General features: G+C 31.2%; 25 protein-coding genes. 19 read left to right on the plus strand and 6 right to left on the minus strand.

Annotated features, from left to right (window positions below; all coding sequences use genetic code 11):
• Positions 1-97 precede the first annotated feature (97 nt).
• The 17 genes from D3P13_RS05245 (at position 98) to D3P13_RS05325 (ending at position 15,962) form a co-directional block, all read left to right on the plus strand.
• A complete protein-coding gene (locus D3P13_RS05245; protein WP_117880275.1) occupies positions 98-634 on the plus strand; it encodes a hypothetical protein in 537 nt (178 codons plus the stop codon).
• Between the two features lie 222 nt (positions 635-856).
• The gene (locus tag D3P13_RS05250) at positions 857-1,219 is read left to right on the plus strand and encodes a nuclear transport factor 2 family protein (RefSeq protein WP_117880276.1); all 363 of its coding nucleotides are present in this window, start codon (positions 857-859) and stop codon (positions 1,217-1,219) included.
• A 352-nt stretch (positions 1,220-1,571) separates the two neighbouring features.
• A complete protein-coding gene (locus D3P13_RS05255; protein WP_117880277.1) occupies positions 1,572-3,707 on the plus strand; it encodes a M1 family metallopeptidase in 2,136 nt (711 codons plus the stop codon).
• A 397-nt stretch (positions 3,708-4,104) separates the two neighbouring features.
• Positions 4,105-4,566 (plus strand): mobile mystery protein A, encoded by a 462-nt coding sequence (locus tag D3P13_RS05260; protein WP_117880278.1) that lies wholly within the window; start codon positions 4,105-4,107, stop codon positions 4,564-4,566.
• Complete coding sequence (locus D3P13_RS05265; protein ID WP_117880279.1) at positions 4,557-5,153, plus strand: mobile mystery protein B; 597 nt, start codon at positions 4,557-4,559, stop codon at positions 5,151-5,153. Before D3P13_RS05260 ends, D3P13_RS05265 begins: the two co-directional genes overlap by 10 nt.
• A gap of 168 nt (positions 5,154-5,321) precedes the next feature.
• A complete protein-coding gene (locus tag D3P13_RS05270) occupies positions 5,322-6,125 on the plus strand; it encodes a hypothetical protein (RefSeq protein ID WP_117880280.1) in 804 nt (267 codons plus the stop codon).
• A 143-nt stretch (positions 6,126-6,268) separates the two neighbouring features.
• Positions 6,269-7,123 (plus strand): alpha/beta fold hydrolase, encoded by an 855-nt coding sequence (locus D3P13_RS05275; protein ID WP_117880281.1) that lies wholly within the window; start codon positions 6,269-6,271, stop codon positions 7,121-7,123.
• Complete coding sequence (locus D3P13_RS05280; protein ID WP_117880282.1) at positions 7,116-7,616, plus strand: RNA polymerase sigma factor; 501 nt, start codon at positions 7,116-7,118, stop codon at positions 7,614-7,616. The genes D3P13_RS05275 and D3P13_RS05280 overlap by 8 nt, the downstream gene beginning before the upstream one ends.
• Positions 7,606-8,157, plus strand: coding sequence for a hypothetical protein (locus tag D3P13_RS05285; protein WP_117880283.1), 552 nt, complete (start codon positions 7,606-7,608; stop codon positions 8,155-8,157). The genes D3P13_RS05280 and D3P13_RS05285 overlap by 11 nt, the downstream gene beginning before the upstream one ends.
• Before the next feature lie 134 nt (positions 8,158-8,291).
• Positions 8,292-9,086, plus strand: coding sequence for a cation transporter (locus tag D3P13_RS05290; protein ID WP_198679970.1), 795 nt, complete (start codon positions 8,292-8,294; stop codon positions 9,084-9,086).
• A gap of 276 nt (positions 9,087-9,362) precedes the next feature.
• Positions 9,363-11,579 (plus strand): S9 family peptidase, encoded by a 2,217-nt coding sequence (locus D3P13_RS05295; RefSeq protein WP_117880285.1) that lies wholly within the window; start codon positions 9,363-9,365, stop codon positions 11,577-11,579.
• A 614-nt stretch (positions 11,580-12,193) separates the two neighbouring features.
• Positions 12,194-12,337, plus strand: a complete 144-nt coding sequence (locus D3P13_RS22060) for a hypothetical protein (RefSeq protein ID WP_198679971.1) — start codon at positions 12,194-12,196, stop codon at positions 12,335-12,337.
• 298 nt (positions 12,338-12,635) lie between these two features.
• On the plus strand, positions 12,636-12,839 hold the full coding sequence (locus tag D3P13_RS05300) for a hypothetical protein (RefSeq protein ID WP_117880286.1): 204 nt from the start codon (positions 12,636-12,638) through the stop codon (positions 12,837-12,839).
• Between the two features lie 13 nt (positions 12,840-12,852).
• Positions 12,853-13,167, plus strand: a complete 315-nt coding sequence (locus tag D3P13_RS05305) for an HPF/RaiA family ribosome-associated protein (protein WP_117880287.1) — start codon at positions 12,853-12,855, stop codon at positions 13,165-13,167.
• A 10-nt stretch (positions 13,168-13,177) separates the two neighbouring features.
• Positions 13,178-13,567, plus strand: coding sequence for a hypothetical protein (locus tag D3P13_RS05310; RefSeq protein WP_117880288.1), 390 nt, complete (start codon positions 13,178-13,180; stop codon positions 13,565-13,567).
• Between the two features lie 201 nt (positions 13,568-13,768).
• Positions 13,769-15,382 carry a carboxypeptidase-like regulatory domain-containing protein gene (locus D3P13_RS05315; protein ID WP_117880289.1) on the plus strand — a complete coding sequence of 538 codons (1,614 nt, stop codon included), beginning with the start codon at positions 13,769-13,771 and terminating at the stop codon, positions 15,380-15,382.
• Between the two features lie 208 nt (positions 15,383-15,590).
• A complete protein-coding gene (locus D3P13_RS05325; RefSeq protein ID WP_157972833.1) occupies positions 15,591-15,962 on the plus strand; it encodes a hypothetical protein in 372 nt (123 codons plus the stop codon).
• A gap of 513 nt (positions 15,963-16,475) precedes the next feature.
• Here D3P13_RS05325 and D3P13_RS05330 read toward each other — a convergent pair.
• The gene (locus D3P13_RS05330; protein WP_117880292.1) at positions 16,476-16,751 is read right to left on the minus strand and encodes a winged helix-turn-helix transcriptional regulator; all 276 of its coding nucleotides are present in this window, start codon (positions 16,749-16,751) and stop codon (positions 16,476-16,478) included.
• A 157-nt stretch (positions 16,752-16,908) separates the two neighbouring features.
• Here D3P13_RS05330 and D3P13_RS05335 point away from each other — a divergent pair, with 157 nt between their 5' ends.
• Together D3P13_RS05335 and D3P13_RS05340 are read left to right on the plus strand one after the other, a co-directional pair.
• Complete coding sequence (locus tag D3P13_RS05335) at positions 16,909-17,421, plus strand: VOC family protein (protein WP_117880293.1); 513 nt, start codon at positions 16,909-16,911, stop codon at positions 17,419-17,421.
• Positions 17,422-17,687: 266 nt separating this feature from the next.
• The gene (locus tag D3P13_RS05340) at positions 17,688-18,644 is read left to right on the plus strand and encodes a hypothetical protein (protein WP_117880294.1); all 957 of its coding nucleotides are present in this window, start codon (positions 17,688-17,690) and stop codon (positions 18,642-18,644) included.
• Positions 18,645-18,752: 108 nt separating this feature from the next.
• Here the strand turns inward: D3P13_RS05340 and D3P13_RS05345 are convergent, their stop codons facing one another.
• The 5 genes from D3P13_RS05345 to D3P13_RS05365 all read right to left on the minus strand — a co-directional run bounded on the left by D3P13_RS05345 (position 18,753) and on the right by D3P13_RS05365 (position 22,688).
• Positions 18,753-20,321, minus strand: a complete 1,569-nt coding sequence (locus tag D3P13_RS05345; RefSeq protein WP_117880295.1) for an NAD(P)/FAD-dependent oxidoreductase — start codon at positions 20,319-20,321, stop codon at positions 18,753-18,755.
• A 64-nt stretch (positions 20,322-20,385) separates the two neighbouring features.
• The gene (locus D3P13_RS05350; RefSeq protein ID WP_117880296.1) at positions 20,386-20,946 is read right to left on the minus strand and encodes a Pycsar system effector family protein; all 561 of its coding nucleotides are present in this window, start codon (positions 20,944-20,946) and stop codon (positions 20,386-20,388) included.
• Positions 20,947-21,033: 87 nt separating this feature from the next.
• Positions 21,034-22,074: an adenylate/guanylate cyclase domain-containing response regulator gene (locus D3P13_RS05355; RefSeq protein WP_117880297.1), complete on the minus strand. Its 1,041-nt coding sequence runs from the start codon at positions 22,072-22,074 to the stop codon at positions 21,034-21,036.
• Entirely contained in the window at positions 22,074-22,448 is a 375-nt protein-coding gene (locus tag D3P13_RS05360) for a response regulator (RefSeq protein ID WP_117880298.1), read from the minus strand. Before D3P13_RS05360 ends, D3P13_RS05355 begins: the two co-directional genes overlap by 1 nt.
• 93 nt (positions 22,449-22,541) lie before the next feature.
• Complete coding sequence (locus D3P13_RS05365) at positions 22,542-22,688, minus strand: GxxExxY protein (protein WP_198679972.1); 147 nt, start codon at positions 22,686-22,688, stop codon at positions 22,542-22,544.
• Positions 22,689-22,737 lie beyond the last annotated feature (49 nt).

A 22,737-nucleotide genomic window follows, 5' to 3' on the forward strand; every position in this document is an offset into this window, starting at 1 on the left:
ACTCGTTGTTTAAAACAAAACCTGTAATTTGGTAAGATTAAACAAAAAATACGGCAGGTTATTAGACAGACTGACGTTAGCAACAAATACAAAAATCATGAGATTTAAACTAATTTTCATTTTAATAATTTTCCTATTATTTTCATGTTGTAAAACGATTAAACAAAATACATCTAAATCCAAAATCTATTTTAAAATCAATTCTGAAAAAACTTATGTAGATAATATTGGTGGAATAATGCTAAGTTTTGATGTTGTTAATGACTCCAACGAAGATATTATTATGTTGAAACCCAATAATACTTTCAACTCAAGGTTTGACTTCTTTACGAATACAATGGAATGCGAAGATATCCCGATTTGGGAAGATAATTCAGAATTTAAACACCTTGAAGTTACTGACAAAGATTATTTAACCATTAAATCAAAAACAAGTAGTGAATTGTTAATGAATGGCCGGAATTATAACTGGCTTGCATGCGATAGCGATAGTGTTAAAATAAAAATTAAATATGAACCTTTTAAAACTATTGAAGAAGGTGATGAATATTTGAATGAAAAAAAGCAAATCGTTGAAACCGTTTCAAAAGTTAATATTTATAGTGATAATACAAAATTCAAGCTACATAAATAATCAGTTGCTAATAGATTGTATAATTAATTGATGGCTTTTTACCTACTTACGAATCATGAAGAGTCATGTCTCATGTTTCGAGACTTCGGAATTTCTCACAAAGCGTCGGGATGGTTTTTTTTGCTAAATTAGAGGCATAAACCACGTAACACACGAGCAAAGCTAACTGGATAAGCAAATGAGTTACATAACCCTTTAAAAAGAATTTAACTTCAAAGAAAAATGGAACATTCAAAAAAAGAAATAGCAGCACTTTTCTCGAACGGAAAATTTGAAAACATAATGGAATATTTAAGTGACGAAATAGTTTGGAATGTTATCGGAGAAAATATTTTTGAGGGTAAGAATGCTGTTAAAGAAAATTGCGTACAGACATCTGAATATTTTAAATCTGTACAAACCGATTTTAAAACAAATGATATTCTCGTTTCTGAAAATAAAGTGATAATAATTGGAACAGCGGAATTTAAACAAGACGGAAAAAGAATAAATTTTGTTTCTGCCTGTGATGTATATGAATTTAATGAAAAAAGTGAAATTGAAAAAATATCTTCGTATTGTATACCAGAAAAAAAAGAGTATTAAACAGTGGGATTAAAATTTGAAAAATGTACAACAGAACGGAGAAAAACAGTGTACAACACCTTATAAAATTAACGGATAGTGTAAGCTTTCTTGCGAAAAGCCTCCAACATATCTAGAAAGTAATACACTACTAAAACCAACAGTTTTATTTTAGTTAAAAGTAGGCTTCAAAAAACGTTGAAGGCCATTACATAGATCTGAAAGTTGTACTATTCAAAATGTAATAAAAAACTATTAATTCTATTGTTATCATAAATATCAGTCCCAAAAAAATATTGAATTTTTAAACATTCTTGTCAAGTACTGTTTTTTTTATAAATTAGTCCTCATTTAAAACTCCAAAAATTAAAACATGAAGAAATTAACTACTGTTGTACTATCTATTTTGTTTATTTCAACTGCTGTTTTTGCACAAACCCCAACTAGAGCAACGCAGGATGGACATACAAATCAAAATAAATTTAGACAGCTTAAAGATGTACTAGCAACCCCAAATACGCAACGTACTGCCTCTGGTGCTCCTGGTAAAGACTATACACAGCAAAAAGTAGATTATGTTATTGATATTGTTTTAGATGATGCCAAACAAAAAATTACAGGAAGTGAAACAATTACATACCATAATAACTCAACAGATGAGCTCACCTATTTATGGTTACAATTAGATCAAAATAAGCGTGCAGCAGATTCTAAAACTCCAGATATTCAACCCAGTAAAATTCCAGAAGGCACTACAAAGGTTAGATTTGACAAAACCTATATAAATAAGCCTTTTGATGGTGGATTCAATATTACAAGTGTTACCAATATAGATGATAGTAGTTTGTCACATACAATTAACCAAACCATGATGCGGATAAACTTACCAAAACCGTTAGCCGCTGGTGAAACATTTCAATTCAAGGTGGCGTGGTGGTACAATATAAACAATCATAGAGTTGAAGGTGGTAGGTCTGGTTTTGAGCATTTTCCTGCTGATGGTAATAACAATTATGTTATTGCCCAATTCTTTCCGAGATTATGTGTGTATGATAATGTAGAAGGTTGGCAAAATGATCAATTTTGGGGAAGAAGTGAGTTTGCCTTAGAGTTTGGTGATTATACGGTAAACATTACCACACCTTCTGACCATATGCTTGGAGCAACAGGGGTATTACTGAATGAAAAAGATGTTTTAACAAAAACACAACTAATAAGGTTAGCAGAAGCAAAAAAATCTTTTGATAATCCGGTTGTAATTCAAACACAAGACGAAGCTATAAAAACTGAAAAAGGCTTTTCTAAGAAAACAAAAACATGGAAGTTTTTTGCAGAAAATGTGAGAGACTATGCTTTTGCTACCTCTAGAAAATTTATTTGGGATGGTATGGCTGTTGATATTAATGGAAAAACGGTTATGGCTTATTCCTATTATTCTAAAGAAGCAAATCCATTATATGGCGATCACTCTACACGAGCTACCGCTCAAACCTTAAAAACATATTCTAGATATACCTTCGATTACCCGTATCACAAGGCTATTTCTGTAGATGGACAAATGGGAATGGAATATCCGCAAATATGTTTCAATCCTGGAAGGCCTAAAGCAGATGGAACCTACTCAGACAGAACAAAATATAGAATGATAGGTGTGACAATTCATGAAGTTGGACATAACTTTTTTCCGATGATTGTAAATTCTGATGAGCGTCAATGGACTTGGATGGATGAAGGTTTAAATTCATTTGTTCAAATGTTGGCCATGATGGATTATGAAGAAGGATATCCTTTAGGGAGAGGGTTGCCAAAAAACATTGTTGATTATATGGATGGAGATCAATCTAGAATAGCTCCGATCATGTCAAAAGGAGATAATCTATATAGTTTTGGTAGCAATGCCTATGCAAAACCAGCAACTGCATTGTGGATTTTACGTGAAACCATAATGGGTAAAGAATTATTTGATCATGCTTTTAGAACCTACTCTCAACGTTGGATGTTTAAACACCCAACACCTGCAGATTTCTTTAGATCAATGGAAGATGCTTCTGCTATTGACTTAGATTGGTTCTGGAGAGGTTGGTTCTATACAACTGATGTCACAGATATAGGTATTAAAAATGTAAAAAAGTTCTATGCCGAAGCTGGAGAAGGAGATAAAATTAATTTTGTTGAAGATACTACAAAAGCATTAAAATTTGAGTCTGCCAAAAAAGCCAATTCTAAATTTTTCTACGAAATTACATTTGATAAGCCAGGTGGTTTAGTAATGCCAATTATTGTTGAGTATACCTATGCGGATGGTTCAAAAGATAGAAAAACGTATCCAGCTCAAATTTGGAGATACAATGATAAAGAAGTTACCAAAGCAGTTTATTCTAATAAAGAAATCATAAATATCGCCATAGATCCAGATTTAGAGACTGCCGATGTAGATACTTCTAATAATAGCTGGCCCAAAAAGCAAAAATCTGAATTTGAAGAATTTAAAAGTAAAATAAAGGGATAATTTATTAACGATGTTTCTTAAATGGATTAAAGTTAATTAATAGTAACTTTAATCCTCTCTTTTATTCTTTCTTATTATAACTCAAAAAGTAGCGGTATTAAACGTAAGTGAACTGCTGTGCAATACACGAAAAATTACAGGTGTTTTTAGACTTTAGAACACCAAAGAGGAACTATAATTTATCAGCGTAAAATTTCCCGAAGCTTCGGAACTAACCTGTAGTCCTATTTTAGGCCTAAACATCTATATCAGAACCTTTTAGGTAAACTTAATCATACGTATTTGTATGATTATTTACATAAAATAATACTTATATGTATTCTTTTATTTGTTTATTTATACATATTTGTATACTTTTGTTTTAATTTACATACTTATATGTATAAAATATTAACAAATGAGAAACAAAAAAAAACTACTCATAGAACAATTAGACCAAAAACTGGCTAATTTTAAAGATGCAGGAACGATCCTGATTCCACAAAAAGGATGGGTAAATACTATTAGAACCACTCTTAATATGACAATGGACCAATTAGGGACCAAACTTGACTTGACTAAAGGAGCTATTCAAAAAATTGAGGAACGTGAAGCTACGGGTCAGATAACCATCAATAAACTAAAGGATGTTGGTAATGCCTTGGATATGAAATTTATCTATGGTTTTATTCCTAAAGATGGTACCATTGAAAGTCTAATCAACGTGAAGGCTAAAAAACTGGCCCGAAAAATTGTTTTAAGGACCAATCAAAATATGAAATTAGAGAATCAAGGAATCAGTGAAGATAAAATTGATGATTCAATAAATGACTTGGCTAATGAAATAAAAAGGGAAATGAGAAAGTCATTATGGGATTAGATTTAAAATACGCAGATGGCCAAACACCAATAGATGAAGACGAAAAAGAAGGTCTAAAAATAAAATCAATAACAACGCAAACAGAACTCAATGAATTTGAACAGCTAAATATTGAAAAAGCTGTAGAATGGACTATTCGAGCTAATTTAAAACCTGAAAAAATATTGACTGAAAAGTTTATAAAAGATTTACACAAAAAAATGTACGAAGATGTTTGGAAATGGGCAGGTGAATTTAGAAAGACTGACAAAAACATTGGAATAAAATGGTCTCAAATCGGAATGGAACTAAAACATCTAATTGATGATACTAAATATTGGTTAGAACAAAAGATTTATCCGCCTAAAGAAATTGCTATAAGATTTAAACATAGAATCGTAGCAATTCACTGTTTTCCTAATGGAAATGGTAGACACTCAAGAATGATGGCTGATATAATTATTGAATTCATTTTCGGAAAAGAAATTTTCAGTTGGCACAAATCAAATATGATTAGAGCAGATGAAACAAGAAAAGAGTATATCATAGCATTAAGAGAAGCTGACAATGGAAATATAAAACCATTAATAAAATTTGCAGAAAGCTAAAAAATTAAAGCTAACAAAGAACTGTAGTGCAATGCAAGTCAAGTTTCATTAACTTATTTATTGAAATAAGATTACAGGTATCTTTAGATTTTTATAAACCATAGTACTGGACAAGACATGATGAGGAAAATTCTAATTTTAATATTTTTTCTATTTTCATTTATAAAAATGAATGCTTGTACTTGTGATATTCCAAAACCTATTCTTGAATTTCAAGAATCAGAATATGTATTTGAAGGAAAAATTATTTCCAAAATATATTCTCCTGATTCATTAAATTATACTGTGGAATTCGAGATCTTAAAGCATTATATAAAAGGGAATAACCCAAAATTTCTCCAATTCACATTCAAATCAGAAGGGAAATATACCGGAACCTACACTTCTTGCGATTGGAATGTTGAATACAATGAAAAATGGTTGGTTTATGCTTTTTATTGGAATGATAAACTGACTTTTGGTTATAATTGCTCAAATTCAAGACCATTGAATACAAATGGTGTCTCTGAAAGGGAACAGAGAGTTCTAGACAATGCTAATGAATTTAAAATTAACCAATATATTTTTACAAATTTTGATGGTCGATTCACGAATTCAAAACCAAAAGTTGATATAGATTCACTATTAAAAATTTTTTACAAAAAAGAATACGGTAAAAGTTATATTGAAAATAGAGTTAATATTGTAGTTGATATTGATGAAAATGGAAAACTTTTGGCTGTAAACTTAACCTCTCATGAACATTTGCAATCTGAATATATAAAAACTATTGACACAATATTTAACTTAAATAAACCACCTAATATTGAGATAAGGAAACCAAAAACAGAATTTGAAAAAGATATTATTGTTATTATAAAAAAATTAGATAAATGGGATATAACATATATTAAAAGAACTAAAATCCCTGTAAAGATTAGAAAATTCATGCAGTTTATTAAAGAACCTGATGAAATAAAAGTATATTATTAAAAATAGCATAGTTAAAGACCTTCGGTAACAGTATGACCATCCCTTCTCCAAGAATAAATTGAATCTATTTTAGTTCACTTTTAAAAATAAAATGTAACATTTTTTGAGTTCCGCATCTAAAGAGAAATCAAAACTTAGAAACAATGAAAAATGTTATTGTATTATTAGTCTTCTGTGTATTTACTTTATCAATTTACGCAACCAACGAAAATGAACCTATCCATATAGAAGTTACAGGAAAAGGTAACCCTGTAATATTAATTCCCGGTTTTACAGTTCCTGGAGAAATTTGGAATCCATTAGTAAAAGAGTTAGAAAAGAATTACGAATGCCACATCGTTACGTTAGCGGGTTTTGGAGGAAAGGAACCTATTGAATTTCCTTGGTTACCAAAAGTAAACGAGGCCATTAAAAGCTATATAGTAAACAATAATTTACAAAATGCGACTATAATTGGTCACAGTTTGGGAGGTACAATTGCTACTTGGCTTGCGAGTAATGATGATTTGAAACTATCAAAAATCGTATTAATTGATGCTCTACCAGCTTCTGGTGCATTAATGATCCCTGATTACAATCCTGAAAACTTGGTCTATGAAAACCCCTATAATGATCGGCAATTAGCCATGAGTGATAAAGAATTTGAACAAATTGCGGTAGCGATGTCAAAAGGAATGAGTACCAAAGAATCAGCACAAGAAAGAATTAAAAATTGGATGCTAGAAGCTGACCGAAAAACATATGTTTATGGATATACCGATTATCTTAAATTAGACCTTCGAGAAGATTTAAAAAAGATATCGATTCCTGTAACCATAATTGCAGCATCAAAACCTTTTGGAAAAGAAATGGTTACACAAACTTATAAAAGTCAATACGAAAATTTAAAAAATTATGATTTTATTGTAGCTGATGACAGTGCCCATTTTATTATGTTAGACAAACCGAAATGGTTTTTAAGTCAAATACAAACGATTTTATCATCAAAGAATGAATAGAGAACAAGAGTTTACAAGTATTTATAATTCATATGCTTCTAAAGTCCATAGATTGTGCTTAGGCTATGCGTCTGGTAATGATGAGCTTGCAAAAGAATGGCTTCAAGAAACTTTTATTAAGGTTTGGAAACATAGCAATTCATTTAAAGGGAAGTCGTCAATTGACACTTGGATTTATAGAATTGCCGTAAATGTATGTTTGGGAGATTTACGTAAATCCAGAAGAAATAGTACTATTAATGAAGACGTATTAACAACTAGTAGTCCTGATGTTACTGATGATGCTTCTGATGAAACAGAAAAGAATATCAAAAAAATGTATCACTGTATTGACCAACTAAACGAGCAAAATAGAGCATTGATATTATTAGAACTAGAAAACATACCACAAGCTACTATTGCAGATACCGTTGGTTTGGCACACGGAACATTACGAACACGTTTAAGTCGTATTCGGAAATCACTTTTAAAATGTATTAAAAATGGAAAATGATAATTTAGATAAATTATGGGGAAGTCAACGTAATGATATCTCAAACTTTAATGCTAAGGACATAATTACAAAAGCAAAGAAACAACGCAATAGCCAATATATCAGTATCACTGTGATGTCTGTAACCGTGGTGGTTTTAATGGTCTATGCTTTTTATTTCGCATTCAGTGAATGGAATACCTTTAATTTAGGACTTTTACTTATGATTTCTAGTCTTACTTTTCGAATTGTCTTAGAGTTTTATACGGTATATCGTAAAGAAAAACAACTTATTTCAATGGCTCAAAAACCGTACTACGCCTATCTGAAAAGGTATTATAAAATTCGATTACTAATAAATTATGTGATTACACCTGTTTGTATTGCAGTTTACATCATTGGGTTTTATCTGCTATTGCCTTATTTTAAGGAATACTTTTCCAAAGGATTCTATACCTATATTATAATTTCAGGTGTTATTTCTCTTCTAGGTGTTATCGCCATTATAATATACGGTACCATCAAAGAACAACGTTTTTTAAAACAATTGAATAAAGGATAAAAATAGTGCTTGATTTTACTGTACTTAAGAAAATCGAAGCGTCGGGATGGCTTTTATTTGTTAAATTAGGTGCTTAAACATCCCGCTGAACTTTGACATAACGTTGTAAGTATTGGCGAAAACCCAGAAACCGAGTGAATAGAACACTATTTGAAATTACAAAAATGGACTGTCCATCAGAGGAAAATCTAATCCGAATGAAATTGGACGGAATTTCAAGTATTGCTAATTTGGACTTTGATATTCCGAATCGACAATTGACCGTTTTTCACAGTGGAGAAATTGATCAAATCGAAAAATCAATTATCGAATTGAATTTAGGCGGAAAAAAAATGGCAACGGAACAAACCGACCAAACGGAATTTGAAGAAAATACAAACCAAAAAAAGCTACTTTGGTCTGTACTTGCAATCAATTTTGCCTTTTTCATAATCGAGATGACGACAGGAGTTATTTCAAAATCAATGGGACTTGTTGCCGACAGTCTAGATATGCTTGCGGATAGTTTCGTGTACGGAATTAGTTTGATTGCGGTTGGAGGAACCATAATAAAGAAAAAGCGGATTGTAAAACTTGCTGGATATTTTCAAATAACACTTGCGATTATTGGATTTGTAGAAGTTTTAAGAAGATTTTTAGGAGACGAGAACCTTCCCAATTTTTCGACAATGATTATCGTATCTATTTTTGCACTTATCGCAAACGGAATTTGTCTTTATATTTTGCAAAAGTCAAAGAGCAAAGACGAGGTACATATGAAAGCCAGTATGATTTTCACCTCTAATGACGTGATTATAAATTTGGGAGTAATAATTGCTGGAATTTTAGTAAATTATTTGAGTTCCAATAAACCTGATTTAATCATCGGAACAATCGTTTTTTTGTTGGTAATTCAAGGAGCATTTCGGATACTGAAATTGAGCAAGTAATGTAAAAAAAAAGCTACTTATAACACGGTATATAATTTATATTTAATTCTATCCTAACTTACGAAAATTGCTAACGTCAGTTCACTTTGCTCATTTTATTGATTTTCTATTCGATTTTTATTTGCTAAATTAGTTGCTGAACCACGCAACACACGAGCGAAGCGAATTAGCGAAGTAAACCATATACAAACATGTTTGCCTACATTATGCACAATATGGATAATTTGTAATTGACATAGATATAAAAAGAAAATAATTAACCCTAAAAATTAACCAATGAAACACGTAAAAAATTTCTTGATCATCAATTTAAATATCTTTAAAATTATCGTGTTCGTTTGCATTTTCTCTTTTAATTTTAACTTAGAAGCTCAAATTAATTGGACAAACAATGGAGATGCTTATTTTAAATTAGAAAAAAATCAACTTGTAAGCTATACCCTCCCTAACCATGAGCCGAAAACGGTCATTTCAAATGCACAACTTACTCCATCAGGGAAATCAGAGCCAATAACGGTGGCTCATTTTACATTCTCTTTTGACCAACAAAAAGTATTATTATTCACCAATACTAAAAAAGTTTGGAGACTACATACCAAAGGAGATTATTGGGTTTTTAACTTTAAAACAAAAACGCTTACTCAAATTGGAAAGAGCCTTCCTCCTTCCTCCCTAATGTTTGCAAAATTCTCTCCCGATGGTAACACCATAGCTTATGTTTCTGATAACAATTTATATAGTGAAGATTATACAAGTGGCAAGGTTCAAGCGTTAACAACTAATGGCACAGTTTCTTTAATAAATGGAACATTTGATTGGGCTTACGAGGAAGAATTTGCTTGTAGAGACGGATTTCGTTGGAGTCCAGATAGCAAATCTATTGCCTATTGGCAAATAGATGCAAGTGCCATCAAGAAGTTTTATATGATTAACAATACAGATTCAATCTATTCGAAGTTAGTGCCTTTAGAATATCCTAAAGTTGGTGAAAGTCCCTCTGCTTGTAGGGTTGGTGTGGTATCACTTTCTGATAATAAAACAACTTGGATGGATATTCCTGGGGATGCTTCACAAAACTATTTAGTGAGAATGGAATTTATACCTACAACAAACAATCTTTTAATTCAACAATTAAATAGAAAGCAAAACCATAGTAAATTATATATTGCCGATGCCTTAAAAGGAAGTGCTAAAGTGATTCATGAAGAATCAGATGAAGCTTGGGTAGATTTATTTCAATTAGGCAATCCTTATGAAATTGATTATATCAATAATTTTAGTTTTCTTAAAAAAACAAATAGTATCCTTTGGGCATCAGAAAAAGATGGATGGAGACATTTATACCAAGTTTCTTTAGAAGGAAAACCAGAAATTCTTATTACAAAAGGCGATTATGATGTTATTGATTTAAAATACATCAACAGCAAAGAAGGATATGTATACTATTTAGCTTCACCTGATAATGCTACTCAAAAGTATTTATATAAGTCCAAATTAAATGGTAAAGGAAAAAACAAATTACTAAGTCCTGAAAGCTTAAAAGGAACGCATGATTATTCTTTCTCATCCAATGGTAGTTATGCTGAACATAGTTTTACCAACCATTATACGCCAGAGGTAAAAGAGTTTATAACTGTTGCCAATCAAAAGGCTTTAAGCGAAGAAGAAAGCATCCTTACTAACATTAAAAAATGGGAAGAAAAACCAGGCACGGAGTTCTTTACCATAACAACTGCAGACAATGTTGAAATGGACGGATGGATGGTAAAGCCAACAAATTTTGATCCAAGTAAAAAATACCCTGTGGTGTTTTATGTGTATACAGAACCCGCGATGACCACTGTAAACGACAACTATTATGCGGGTATGAATTGGTTTTATAAAGGGAGTATGGCAGATGATGGTTATATCTACATTTCATTAGATAATAGAGGGACTCCTGCTCCAAAGGGTAGGGCATGGAGAAAGTCTATTTATAAAAAAATAGGTGTAATAAATGTAAACGATCAAGCCAAGGCAGCTACAGAAATTTTGAAATGGGATTTTGTAGATGCTGATCGGATAGCAGTTTGGGGCCATAGTGGAGGAGGTTCTGCCACCTTAAATTTGATGTTTAAATATCCTGAGATTTACAAAACTGGAATTTCACTTGCGGCTGTTGCAAATCAATTAACCTATGATAATATTTATCAAGAACGTTATATGGGCTTGCCTCAAGAAAACATGGAAGACTTTAGTAATGGTTCTCCCGTTAACTATGCCAAAAACCTACAGGGAAATTTACTTTATATCCATGGAACGGGAGATGATAATGTGCATTATCAAAATGCTGAAATGTTAGTAAACGAATTGATAAAACACAATAAACAATTTCAATTTATGCCTTATCCAAACAGGTCTCATGGATTTAGGGAAGGAGAAGGTACATTTGAACATTTATCCACTTTATATACTAACTATTTAAAATTACACTGTCCTCCAGGAGGAAGATAAAATTTGCTAAAATTGCATCTCCTCATTTATTAAGAAATGATGAAAGAGTCAATAAATAAATAAAAATAGCGAAAAGCTAACAATGACTGTAACCCATTACTGGGTTTTACCTTACTTATGAACCCGAAGTGAAATATCTCGTGTTTCGAGACTTCTGAATTCTCCCGAAGTGTGGAGATGGTTTTTATTAGCTAAATTATTTGTTTAAGCACGAAACAACTGTAGAAACAAGGTGATTTTTGTTCAGCATTTTGAAACAGGGAGAAGTGTTTAAAAAAGGTTTAGCAAACCTTTTTAGCGAAAGAGCCAGCATGCCGCGATGGAAAGAACTAAAACAAGCTTGGGAGAATAATCACCGAAGGTAAAACATATACAAACGGTTAGTTGTAATGTTGACCTATCCTATAATAAGGCTACTTAATTTTAACTAGCTATTTTCAGAACTACCAAGTAATTATTTATTACAACTATCCTCTCAAAAAAAACAATTAGCCAAGCTTAACTTTAATAAAAGATGTTAATTGCTTAGTTAAAGTTTTAGGTATTAACATAGTATTGGCAATGTATGAGTATTAAAGCTTTATACTAAGAATGAACAATTAAAACAACAAATAATGGGAATGATTAAAGATAGAAAGAAATTTAAAATAACAAAAGTACAGACTCATCCAACAAATCCAAATGGTAATACCAACCAATTAACGGACCATTTTGATTTCGAAAAAACAACAATAAAAAAACAACAAAATAAAAATTAAAAAACAGACAACTAGTAATCCTTTTGACAAAAATAAAAGGGGAGTAAAAACCACAGAAAAACAGTAGGATGTTTTTACGTTTCTGCAAAAAGGTATCTAGAAGTTGATATGAATCGTCAAGAGGAAAATCATAACAAAAGCAGCATAATGCATAATAATGGCCTGTACACATTTAAATCTTGTGGATAAAACTAAAAGAAAAGATATACGGAAACATGCTATTGATGGTTAATTCTCTTTAGTATTTATAAAAAGTATCTTTAAAAAAGAAACTTATTGTTTTTAAAAATTATTGAAAATGGAATCACAAAACGAACTAAATGATAAAATCAGATTGACAACCACAAAAATTCAAGAGGAACATCCAGAACTGATTAAATACATAAATGAAATACCAAGAAGCTTCCTATCCAATGTGGATAAAGGAATAAATAACATAGAATTAAAAAGTTATTTAGATTCCCTAAATAACTTATTAGAAACGTATGCGAAAAAACATTAAAAAACTATAAAATATGACAATTTTAATAAATACCGACAACACTCTTACTGGAGAAAAAAGAAGTAGTGATTTTTTTACCTTTCAAATTGCACAAGCATTACACAGATTCGAATCACATATCACGAGAATAGAAGTTCACTTGAAAGATGAGAATGGAAATAAAGGTGGATCTAATGACATCTCGTGTCTACTAGAAGCCAGACTAGAAGGCAGACCACCTGTTGCTATAACGAATCAGGCAGATAGTATAGAACTTGCCGTAACAGGTGCAATTGATAAAATAAAAACTACGGTGGAAACCATTATTGGAAAAAATAAAAAATATTAATACGTATTAAATGGAATCAAAAAATAATTTGGGGATCTGGATGGATCATTCAACAGCAGATTTAATTAATTTAAATTCAAAGAATAAAAGTCGCTCTATTGTCTCAAACTTTACTTCAGAAACAAAAGAAGAAGCTTTGATTAAAAGCGAAATACTAATGCATAACAAAAGACAACAAATGCATGAAAAATTTTATAAAAAAATTGGAAGTAAAATTTTAAAATATAATCATGTCGTTTTATTTGGGCCTACAAATGCTAAAGTAGAATTACATAATTATTTAAATAAAGATTTGCATTTTAAAGATATAAAAATTGACATTGAGCCAGCTGATAAAATGACGGATAATGAAAAAGATGCCTTTGTGAAAAATCATTTTGAAACATTACATAATAATTAATACCTTTTAAAAACAACGGTTGTAAAAAAAGGTCATTATAAGTCAAATTACAAAACAATCTATTTCAGTTTACTTTTCGCATAAAAATCAGGTTTTTATTTATTAAATTAGGTGCTTAAACTATCCAACACATGAGTGAAGCATACAAAATACAAGACCATTACTCAACATTTGGATAATCAAGATAAGACATAACATTTGATGTACTCAATTTCTAATAAATTAGGCTTATTTTTATTATTAATCCTTATACTTCAATCCAATAAAATAGAAGGGCAAGAAGCTGAATTTATTTACGGTAAATTAATGAATTCTGTAGATAATACTCCAATACCCTTTGCAACCATACTAATTAAAAATAAGGCTAAAGGATTAATATCTAACATTGATGGAGGATTTAAAATACCTTCTAAATTTCAAATATCAGGAGACACTTTGGTAATATCTTCAATCGGATATTCCTCAAAGGAAATACCATTACTAGGCCTTAATAAGAACTTAATTAATCCAATAACTTTAATTGAAATAATAGAAACACTGGATGAAGTAGTGCTTATAACTTATAAGAAAAGAAGGAGTGCGAAAGAAATTGTTCAATTGGCATTAGATAAAATTCCTGAAAATTATTCTTTCATGCCATTTTCCTACGTGGGCTATTATAGAGATTATCAAATAAAAGAAGGAAAGTATTTAAATCTAAATGAAGCTTTAATGCAAGTTTTTGATTCTGGCTTTGGTGTTAACGATTTAAATGAAACTCAAACAAGAATATATCAGTACAAAAAGAACCCATTCTTCCCAACTGATACCATTGCTGCCAAGCCTTATGATTATTCGAACAGAAGGAAAGTCATTTCTAATGCCACTATAAGTGCACCAGGAGGTAATGAGTACACTATTCTTAGATTAAGTGATGCTATACGCAACTACAATATAGATAGTTATGATTTTGTAAATCGTTTAGATGAAAACTTTGTTATAAATCATGAACTTAAACTACTACCTGATACCTTTATTGATAACATTCCTCTTTATTCTATAGATATTTATAAAACGTTAGAAAACATTAGTGTTTCGGGTAAAATTTTCATTAGCAAAGGTGATTTTAAAATTTATAAAATGCAATATGCGGTTTATGATAAGAAAAAATCAGTAGGATCTCGAAATAAATTACAAACGGATCCTAACCTATCAAAAACAAAGGAAAAAAATCTTGAAAAACTGCTTTATGAAATCATATTAGAATATCAATCACATAAAGGAATAATGTATCCTAATTATATTTCTTTTAAGAACTCATTTGAAAGCTTACAACCTCCAAAATTTTTCCCACTTGATGCGAAAATCAATTACACAAAACGTAATGAACTTACTTATAATAGTATTGAGCTAACTTTTAATAATACTCCATTATTAAAAGATGCCATGAAGAAAAGAAATTATAGAATATCTTATAATGATAAAAAATTAAAAATTGATCGAATTGAAGTTAAAAATAATATAGTGTTATTATATCTGAATAAAGAAATGGTTTTTGACTCTATAAAAATGCAATCATCAAGCAAATCTGTCTTTGAAGATGTAATGGTAAAAACCAAAAACATAAAGGACATTTATGGCAATGTAATGCACCAACAAGAATATGCAAGTTATAATCAATATAGAGAGTTTTTTGTTCAAGAACTTAATATAAATGCTGAAAAACCATTGGACACTTTGTATATGCTTAAGACTGAACCCATTTTTAAAAACCAACCTATTGCTCCCTTGAAGAATCTTTCAGATTACTGGATGAATACGCCTCTAAAAAATTAAAGCGTAGATGAAAACGTTTGGTAACATCATATGAAATTTATTGCTTGGCACGATCCTACTTGTAAAATCCTCCACAAGTAGGTATGAAAGGCCTAATTTGCTTAGCGTTTGGTTTATATTAACTAAATTAGTTGCTGAACCAAGCAACCAAACAAATACACATACGTTACCTATTATTACAGAAAAACGAACATACCGATGAATACCTATGAATGATATATACGTAATTACAGCATTGATTATGATTTTGATTGGCCATTTAGCAGCCATTACTATCGGGTATAAAATGCAAAAAACGACTTTAATAATATCGTATTTAAATGCGGTAATAGTGATAGGTATATTTATTTTTTGGGTACTAAATAGCATGCATATAAAGCAACATAATTTCGAATTTAGAGAATTGTTTGTAATAGGTATGGAAGCTTGTATTTTACTATTTGCTCTTTATTCTATTAAAGGTTTTTATAAAAAAACATATGTAAAAGTCATCAATTATATTGGCTTTGCAATTCATTTGTTGGCTACAACAGGAATGCTTTATTTTATAACGACATTCAAATTTGATAGACTTTTTTAACAATAATTAGGCTGGTCAATTAAAAAATAATTTTAGTATTTTTTTAGCATTGACGCTATTATTTAAATGAACTACATTAGTTGTTTAACACGGTAACTATTTTCTAGGATCATTATTTTTATCCATTAAGTAAATGAAAACAATATGAACCAACAAACAATTTATAAAATTTTCATTTTCGTACTATTATTAACTTCCTATGGATGTATCCAAAAAATCCAAAGTAAAAATATAGAACCCCCCGAAAAAATTGATTCAGTTAAAAGACCAAAAATTGAAGCGAAAACAAAAACCATTATAGATAGGTAATACTATTTTTTCTGCACAATGGATAGGAATATACCGATCAAGGAATAACGGGAATAGTTGGAGTAGGCTAGAAGGACTTCCAGATTCCACAGCTTTTTCAACACTTGAAATAACTGATTATGGAATTATAGCAGGCATTTCAATTCGATAAAAAAGTGGATATCAAGGATAGGCTTTATATACATCTAGAATTAAAGCAAGTATTTAATTTTGACAATCATTTGCTCCCCAGCTATCTAAACTTCTAAGGATTTTCTCAAGTGATTTTCCTCTTGTACTTAATTTGTATTCCACTCTAGGAGGAACTACAGGAAAAATTTTCCTAGAAATAAGCCCATCTTTTTCTAACTCTCTTACAGTTTGAGTAAACATTTTATTTGAAATACCTGGAATTTTCTTTTGCAATATGCCAGATCGCAGTGCACCTTCTAACAAATGAAATAGAATTAAAGGTTTCCATTTGGTTCCAATTAAATGCATGGTGTAATTTAAAGGACAATTTATTTTTTTATTCAAAATTAACGATTTAATATTCTGATATTCCGTATTTTACTCTATTTAGTAACTATATCACTTTTTGGTAAGTTATTGCTCATATGGCAAATATAAATTAATTTCGCAATCTAAATTAAATTCTATGACGACGATTAAAAATTATCCAAAATCTTTTTCACATATTGGAATTACTGTTCCTGATATACATAAAGCGGTAAAATTCTATTCAGAAGTAATGGGATGGTATATAATTATGGAACCATCAACGGTTACAAAAGAAAAAGAAACGGCAATTGGTCAGATGTGTATTGATGTTTTCGGAGAGTATTGGACTGAATTTGAAATTGCTCATTTAGCAACGTCAGATGGTATTGGTATTGAATTATTTTCCTTTCCAAACGGAATAAAGGAAACACCTGAATTTAATCCTTTTAACACTGGTCTTTTTCATTTCTGTGTTCAAGATCCAAACATTGAAGAACTCATTGATAAAATTGTTTCATATGGAGGAAAACAAAGAATGCCAATTAGAGCATACTATCCAAAAGATAAGCCCTTTAAAATGTGCTATGTTGAAGACCCATTTGGAATTGTTTTTGAAATCTATACCCATAGTTATGAATTGACCTATTCTTCAGGGGCGTATTCAAAATAGGGAATAGGGGATAAGCTACGTTTCATTTGCATACACAGCTTCAGAAAATAGCAAAATCAATTAAAAGGCAGTCAAACCTTAATACGATAAAAACACGCTTTACATGTTGTAAATAAACACTTAAAAATAAATAAGCAATTGAGTTTCCATGTATCTTTATTCTTTGAAATAATAAATAAGGAATAGTTGATTTCAGTGGAAAATGATTGAATCTGAAATCATATTTGAGTACAAATAAGCATGCCAAACTCAACTTTGAATTTATAATGGAATTATTTATACTTTATACTGGTTTTTTACTCGCAGCGTATGCCGTAATTGGAAATGATGTTATACAAACATTAGGTACTTTTCTCTCTTCTAATAGCAAAACGCATTGGTTATATCTATGGGCATTTGCATCCGCTATTTTATCTGCAACATTAATTTATGGATGGTATAGTTACGGAGGAGATGTATCCTACCAACGCTTAGATAAAGTCTCCCTTCCAGAAACGTTAATGTGGTGGCATTTATTAGCTCCAATTACTTTATTGGTAATCACACGTTTTGGAATACCAGTGAGTACTACATTTATGATTCTTAGTGTTTTTTCGAGCCAACAGATTATCGAAAAAATGATGCTAAAATCCGTTTATGGTTATGGTATTTCAGTCATTACAGCCTTTGTACTGTATTTATTAATTGCCCAAAGATTTGAATCGAAAAGCTCTATTGACAAGCTGAAAAAAACCAATCAAAAGCGGTTTTGGATAATTGCTCAATGGGGTTCTACGGCATTTTTATGGTCGCAATGGCTCATTCAGGATTTTGCTAATATTTATGTTTTTCTACCAAGGAAACTATCACTATTTGAGCTGCTTGGTTCCTTAGTTGTAATCTTGACCATTATGGCCTATATTTTCAAAAATCGAGGAGGTAAAATTCAGGAGATGGTGAATCAGAAAGTAAATACTAGAAACATCCGTTCTGCTACCATAATTGACCTTTGTTATGGAATAATTCTCTTTGTATATGGAAACTATAATTCGGTTCCAATGAGTACAACTTGGACTTTTATTGGTATTCTTGCTGGGCGTGAAATAGCAATAAATTACCTTCTTAATAAAGGGAAATTAAAAACTTCTTATAAACTTATCGCTAAAGATTTTGCAAAAGTAAGTATTGGTCTCGCCATTAGTATTTTTATCGTTTATTTGATTCAATTTATCAAAACGATCTAATAAATACTGCAGCAGTATAACTCGATTGTAAATGGAAAATTGACTAAAGAAACCAAACGAAAAAATGGTTGTTAGTTTAAAAAGAATTGTGAAAAATGACGGAACACCTTATTTTCGTTCTTGAAAAGACTGTATTGCCGCTTCCACACATCGTTCACCATCCATAGCTGCAGAAACAATTCCACCAGCATAACCACCACCTTCGCCACAGGGAAATAATCCCTCTACTTGCGGATGCTCTAAATTTTCGTTTCTAGGAATTTTTACAGGAGAAGACGTTCTAGATTCTACACCTACCACATTAGCTTCTTCGGTATAAAAGCCCTTCATTTTTTCGCCAAAAACTTTAAATCCCGTACGTAATCTACTCCCTATAATTTTTGGTAATAGTGAGTGTAAAGTAGCTGATTTTAATCCAGGCTGATAGGATGTTGTATTCAAATCTGTAGATAATTTGCCCGTTACAAAATCGGTCAATCGTTGTGCTGGTGCAGTTTGTGTTTTACCTCCTGCATTAAATGCTAACTTTTCTAAACTCTTTTGGAATTCTAAGCCTTTTAATTGGCCAAACTGATTAAAAGAAGGAATGTCTTTCTCTACATCAATTTCTACAACGATACCTGAATTTGCAAATTCATTATTTCGTTTGGAAGGAGACATGCCGTTGACCACAACTTCGCCCATGGCGGTTGCTGCAGGGACAATAAAGCCACCTGGACACATACAAAAAGAATAGACACCACGGTCTTTTACCTGATGTACTAAACTATAAGGAGCGGCAGGTAATAGTTCATCTCTTTTACCTTCGCAATGGTATTGAATAGAATCAATAATATGTTGTGGATGTTCCACGCGAACACCCATAGCAAAAGATTTAGCCTCTATGGCAATATCTTTTTTATGTAATAAATAGTAAATATCTCTAGCAGAATGCCCTGTGGCTAAAATAACAGCTTGGGTATCCATTTCAATATCATTCTGTAAGCGAATGGCTTTTAGACTGTTGTTTTTGATAACAAAATCAACAACGCGACTTTCAAAATGGATTTCTCCACCATGTTTTAAAATAACCTCTCTAATATTTTCAACTATTTTAGGTAGTTTGTTAGTACCTATATGCGGATGAGCATCAATAAGAATTTGCTCTGTAGCTCCATGAAATACAAACTGTTCAAATATGCGTCTTACATTTCCACGTTTTAAACTTCGGGTGTATAATTTACCATCAGAATAGGTACCAGCACCACCTTCACCAAAACAGTAATTTGAATCTTCATCTACAAAATGGTCTTGGTTAATGGCTTTTAAATCGCGTCTTCGTTCTTGTACTTTTTTACCCCGTTCTAAAACAATAGGTTTATAACCTAATTCAATACAGCGTAAGGCGGCAAACATACCTGCGGGACCGAATCCGATTATGTGAATTGGTTTTGCATTAGCAACATCTTTATAATGAAACGCTTTAATTGTAGGCTCAGGTGCAGGTTCATTTATATAAACAGCAACCTTATAATTGGTGATAATTGTGGGCTTACGAGCATCGATAGATTTTCTTAAAATCTTGACACTTTGAATATGCTTAACTGCAGTTGCTAATTGTTGAGCAGCCTTAATTTTAAGAATGTCTGCAATTTTTTCTTCTTTTAACTTTACCCGGAGCTGTATTTCTTTTACCATCACTGCAAAAGTAGTTAAATTCAGAACACAAAATCACGATTAGAATTTATGATTTTATGAAGAATTATGAAAATACGATATAGTAGTATGCAATAATAATGAATAGAAATACCAACCCTAAGGCTAAAAATCGTAATGCTCTATTTACATTTTTAAATTTTAAGGCAGCAATTTTTGAATTGATATAGACTTGTTGTCCTAATTGATCAAACAACCGGTCTTCATCCTTGCTAATTTCATGAAACAATTTTGAGAATTGTTTAATGTCACCAAATTTGGTAATTACATCACCAAAAAAGAAAATATTTTTATCAAACTTCGTTTCAATTCTAGGCATAAAGCATCGAATACAGAAGTACACAGAAATAATAGTACATATAAGCCAAAGTGCTAAGAGAATATATAAAAAGGTATGGTACGTGTCGGTACCTGAAACACTTGCAAAGCTTTTGTAGATGAAATTGAATAAAATTCCATAGAATGAAAGAATTAAACCTGCCTTAATTTCGGAGGCCTTAATTAGATTAAAAATATAATTGATGCTTCCCCAATAATGATCTACTAAATCATCTGTGTGTTTGTTTTTAATTTGGGGTGGGTTTTGCTGTGCTTCCGGTATTTCCATATTCCTAAATTGTTTTTATTTCAATTGCGATACCTCGCGTTTGGGCTACTTTTTTTTATGCCTTATAACTTAAACCTAACATTTATTTTATTCCAATACTTCATAAATAGTTATTGCTTCTGATTTGTTTTTCACAGTTATACTGCCTAATGATTTGCAAACAAATGACTCTTTAATGTGCTCGTGACAGGTTTCACAAATAATTATTTGATTTTCCTTGGCGGCATCTTGCAATCGTGCGGCGGTATTAACAGTATCTCCAATAACCGTATAATCTAATCTTTTTAAACTTACGGAGCCTATATTACCAGAAATCATCTCCCCACTTTTAATACCGATAGATACTTTAGGTTTAAACTTAATGGTATCTCCCATTTCTGGTAGATTATTTATCTTATTTCGTACTGCCAATGCTGCATCTATAGCTCTGTCTAAATGAAATTCTCCTCGAAAGACCGCCATAATAGCATCGCCAATAAATTTATCGATATACCCTTCTTGATTCATTATTTCTTTAACCATTTCGTCGAAATAAGAATTAATCATGGTAACTACGGTATCTGCAGGAGCATGTTCACTAATTTTTGTAAACCCACAGATATCTATAAAAACGACGGTAGCTTCGATAGTTTCATTAGCCATAATCGTATTTTCGTACTCACGGCTTCCCATAAAATTGAGCACATTTTCGTCAACATACATTTTTAAAATGTTGTTTTCTTTAATGGCTTGAAGAGTGTCCTTAATGTGTTTCGCATGTTTTATGGTCTTTTCCATGGTTAACGTCAGATCCTCAAAATTAATAGGCTTAGTAATAAAGTCAAAGGCACCACGGTTCATGGCAGTCCTGATATTATCCATATCACCATAAGCCGAGACAATAACCGATTTAATTAATGGACTTGATTCACTCAATTTGGTCAATAAGGTTAAGCCATCCATTTCGGGCATGTTGATGTCGCTCAAAACGATATCCGTATCAGGTTCCGCAATCAATTTTTCAAGGGCATCTTTACCATTGATTGCAAATAGAAATTCATACTCTTTTTGCCGAATCTGTTTACGGAATTTTTGCTTAATTAGTGTTTCTAAATCCGGCTCATCGTCTACTACTAGTATTTTTGCCATTAGATATTATTTATTAGTTTATCTTTTAATAATTTAAAATCAACTGGTTTGGTTAAAAAGTCGTCTGCTCCTAAACTCTTGGCGGTGTTAAAATTTTCTTCATCACCATAAGCGGTAATCATCATTACTACCGGTGGTGGTGCTAGATATTCCTTTTTAATTTTTTTTAACAGTTCAAGTCCACTCATACCAGGCATATTAATATCTGAAAGAATTAAAACGGCTTCCTGTTTCATACTCTCTAATACAGTTAAGGCTTCTTCTCCAGAAAAGGCAAATACGAACTCGAGTTCACCTTTGCGAATTTCTTTTCTAAAACGTTGTTGAAATAAGGTCTTAACATCGTGCTCATCGTCAACTACTAATATTTTCATAATTTAAAGGGGTTTTATCACTGATTATTATTTGATTAAATTGATTTCTCAGATTTATTATTACTGATTAAATGGATTGTTAGATTTCACTAACTACAATACATATCTTTTAAATGTTAAACTTTTCGATCCAAAATTGATTAATAAACCAACTTCGAGTTTGTAGGCCTTTAGATAGTTTAAAACCTGTGCCAAATGTGCATCTTGTAATTCGATAACTGCTTTTAATTCATAATTCATAATTTCTATATGTAAACTGTGTAATCCATTAATACCTTTAATCTGTGTT

This window comes from Aureibaculum luteum, from assembly GCF_003449015.1.
Classification (GTDB): Bacteria; Bacteroidota; Bacteroidia; order Flavobacteriales; family Flavobacteriaceae; genus Aureibaculum; species Aureibaculum luteum.

Excerpts from the sequence above, each read along its gene's own strand:
- D3P13_RS05245 (WP_117880275.1), top strand. The coding sequence starts at position 98 with ATGAGATTTAAACTAATTTTCATTTTAATAATTTTCCTATTATTTTCA.
- D3P13_RS05250 (WP_117880276.1), top strand. The coding sequence starts at position 857 with ATGGAACATTCAAAAAAAGAAATAGCAGCACTTTTCTCGAACGGAAAA.
- D3P13_RS05255 (WP_117880277.1), top strand. The coding sequence starts at position 1,572 with ATGAAGAAATTAACTACTGTTGTACTATCTATTTTGTTTATTTCAACT.
- D3P13_RS05260 (WP_117880278.1), top strand. The coding sequence starts at position 4,105 with ATGAGAAACAAAAAAAAACTACTCATAGAACAATTAGACCAAAAACTG.
- D3P13_RS05265 (WP_117880279.1), top strand. The coding sequence starts at position 4,557 with ATGGGATTAGATTTAAAATACGCAGATGGCCAAACACCAATAGATGAA.
- D3P13_RS05270 (WP_117880280.1), top strand. The coding sequence starts at position 5,322 with ATGAATGCTTGTACTTGTGATATTCCAAAACCTATTCTTGAATTTCAA.
- D3P13_RS05275 (WP_117880281.1), top strand. The coding sequence starts at position 6,269 with ATGAAAAATGTTATTGTATTATTAGTCTTCTGTGTATTTACTTTATCA.
- D3P13_RS05280 (WP_117880282.1), top strand. The coding sequence starts at position 7,116 with ATGAATAGAGAACAAGAGTTTACAAGTATTTATAATTCATATGCTTCT.
- D3P13_RS05285 (WP_117880283.1), top strand. The coding sequence starts at position 7,606 with ATGGAAAATGATAATTTAGATAAATTATGGGGAAGTCAACGTAATGAT.
- D3P13_RS05295 (WP_117880285.1), top strand. The coding sequence starts at position 9,363 with ATGAAACACGTAAAAAATTTCTTGATCATCAATTTAAATATCTTTAAA.
- D3P13_RS22060 (WP_198679971.1), top strand. The coding sequence starts at position 12,194 with ATGGGAATGATTAAAGATAGAAAGAAATTTAAAATAACAAAAGTACAG.
- D3P13_RS05300 (WP_117880286.1), top strand. The coding sequence starts at position 12,636 with ATGGAATCACAAAACGAACTAAATGATAAAATCAGATTGACAACCACA.
- D3P13_RS05305 (WP_117880287.1), top strand. The coding sequence starts at position 12,853 with ATGACAATTTTAATAAATACCGACAACACTCTTACTGGAGAAAAAAGA.
- D3P13_RS05310 (WP_117880288.1), top strand. The coding sequence starts at position 13,178 with ATGGAATCAAAAAATAATTTGGGGATCTGGATGGATCATTCAACAGCA.
- D3P13_RS05315 (WP_117880289.1), top strand. The coding sequence starts at position 13,769 with ATGTACTCAATTTCTAATAAATTAGGCTTATTTTTATTATTAATCCTT.
- D3P13_RS05325 (WP_157972833.1), top strand. The coding sequence starts at position 15,591 with ATGAATGATATATACGTAATTACAGCATTGATTATGATTTTGATTGGC.
- D3P13_RS05330 (WP_117880292.1), bottom strand. The coding sequence starts at position 16,751 with ATGCATTTAATTGGAACCAAATGGAAACCTTTAATTCTATTTCATTTG.
- D3P13_RS05335 (WP_117880293.1), top strand. The coding sequence starts at position 16,909 with ATGACGACGATTAAAAATTATCCAAAATCTTTTTCACATATTGGAATT.
- D3P13_RS05340 (WP_117880294.1), top strand. The coding sequence starts at position 17,688 with ATGGAATTATTTATACTTTATACTGGTTTTTTACTCGCAGCGTATGCC.
- D3P13_RS05345 (WP_117880295.1), bottom strand. The coding sequence starts at position 20,321 with ATGGTAAAAGAAATACAGCTCCGGGTAAAGTTAAAAGAAGAAAAAATT.
- D3P13_RS05350 (WP_117880296.1), bottom strand. The coding sequence starts at position 20,946 with ATGGAAATACCGGAAGCACAGCAAAACCCACCCCAAATTAAAAACAAA.
- D3P13_RS05355 (WP_117880297.1), bottom strand. The coding sequence starts at position 22,074 with ATGGCAAAAATACTAGTAGTAGACGATGAGCCGGATTTAGAAACACTA.
- D3P13_RS05360 (WP_117880298.1), bottom strand. The coding sequence starts at position 22,448 with ATGAAAATATTAGTAGTTGACGATGAGCACGATGTTAAGACCTTATTT.
- D3P13_RS05365 (WP_198679972.1), bottom strand. The coding sequence starts at position 22,688 with ATGAATTATGAATTAAAAGCAGTTATCGAATTACAAGATGCACATTTG.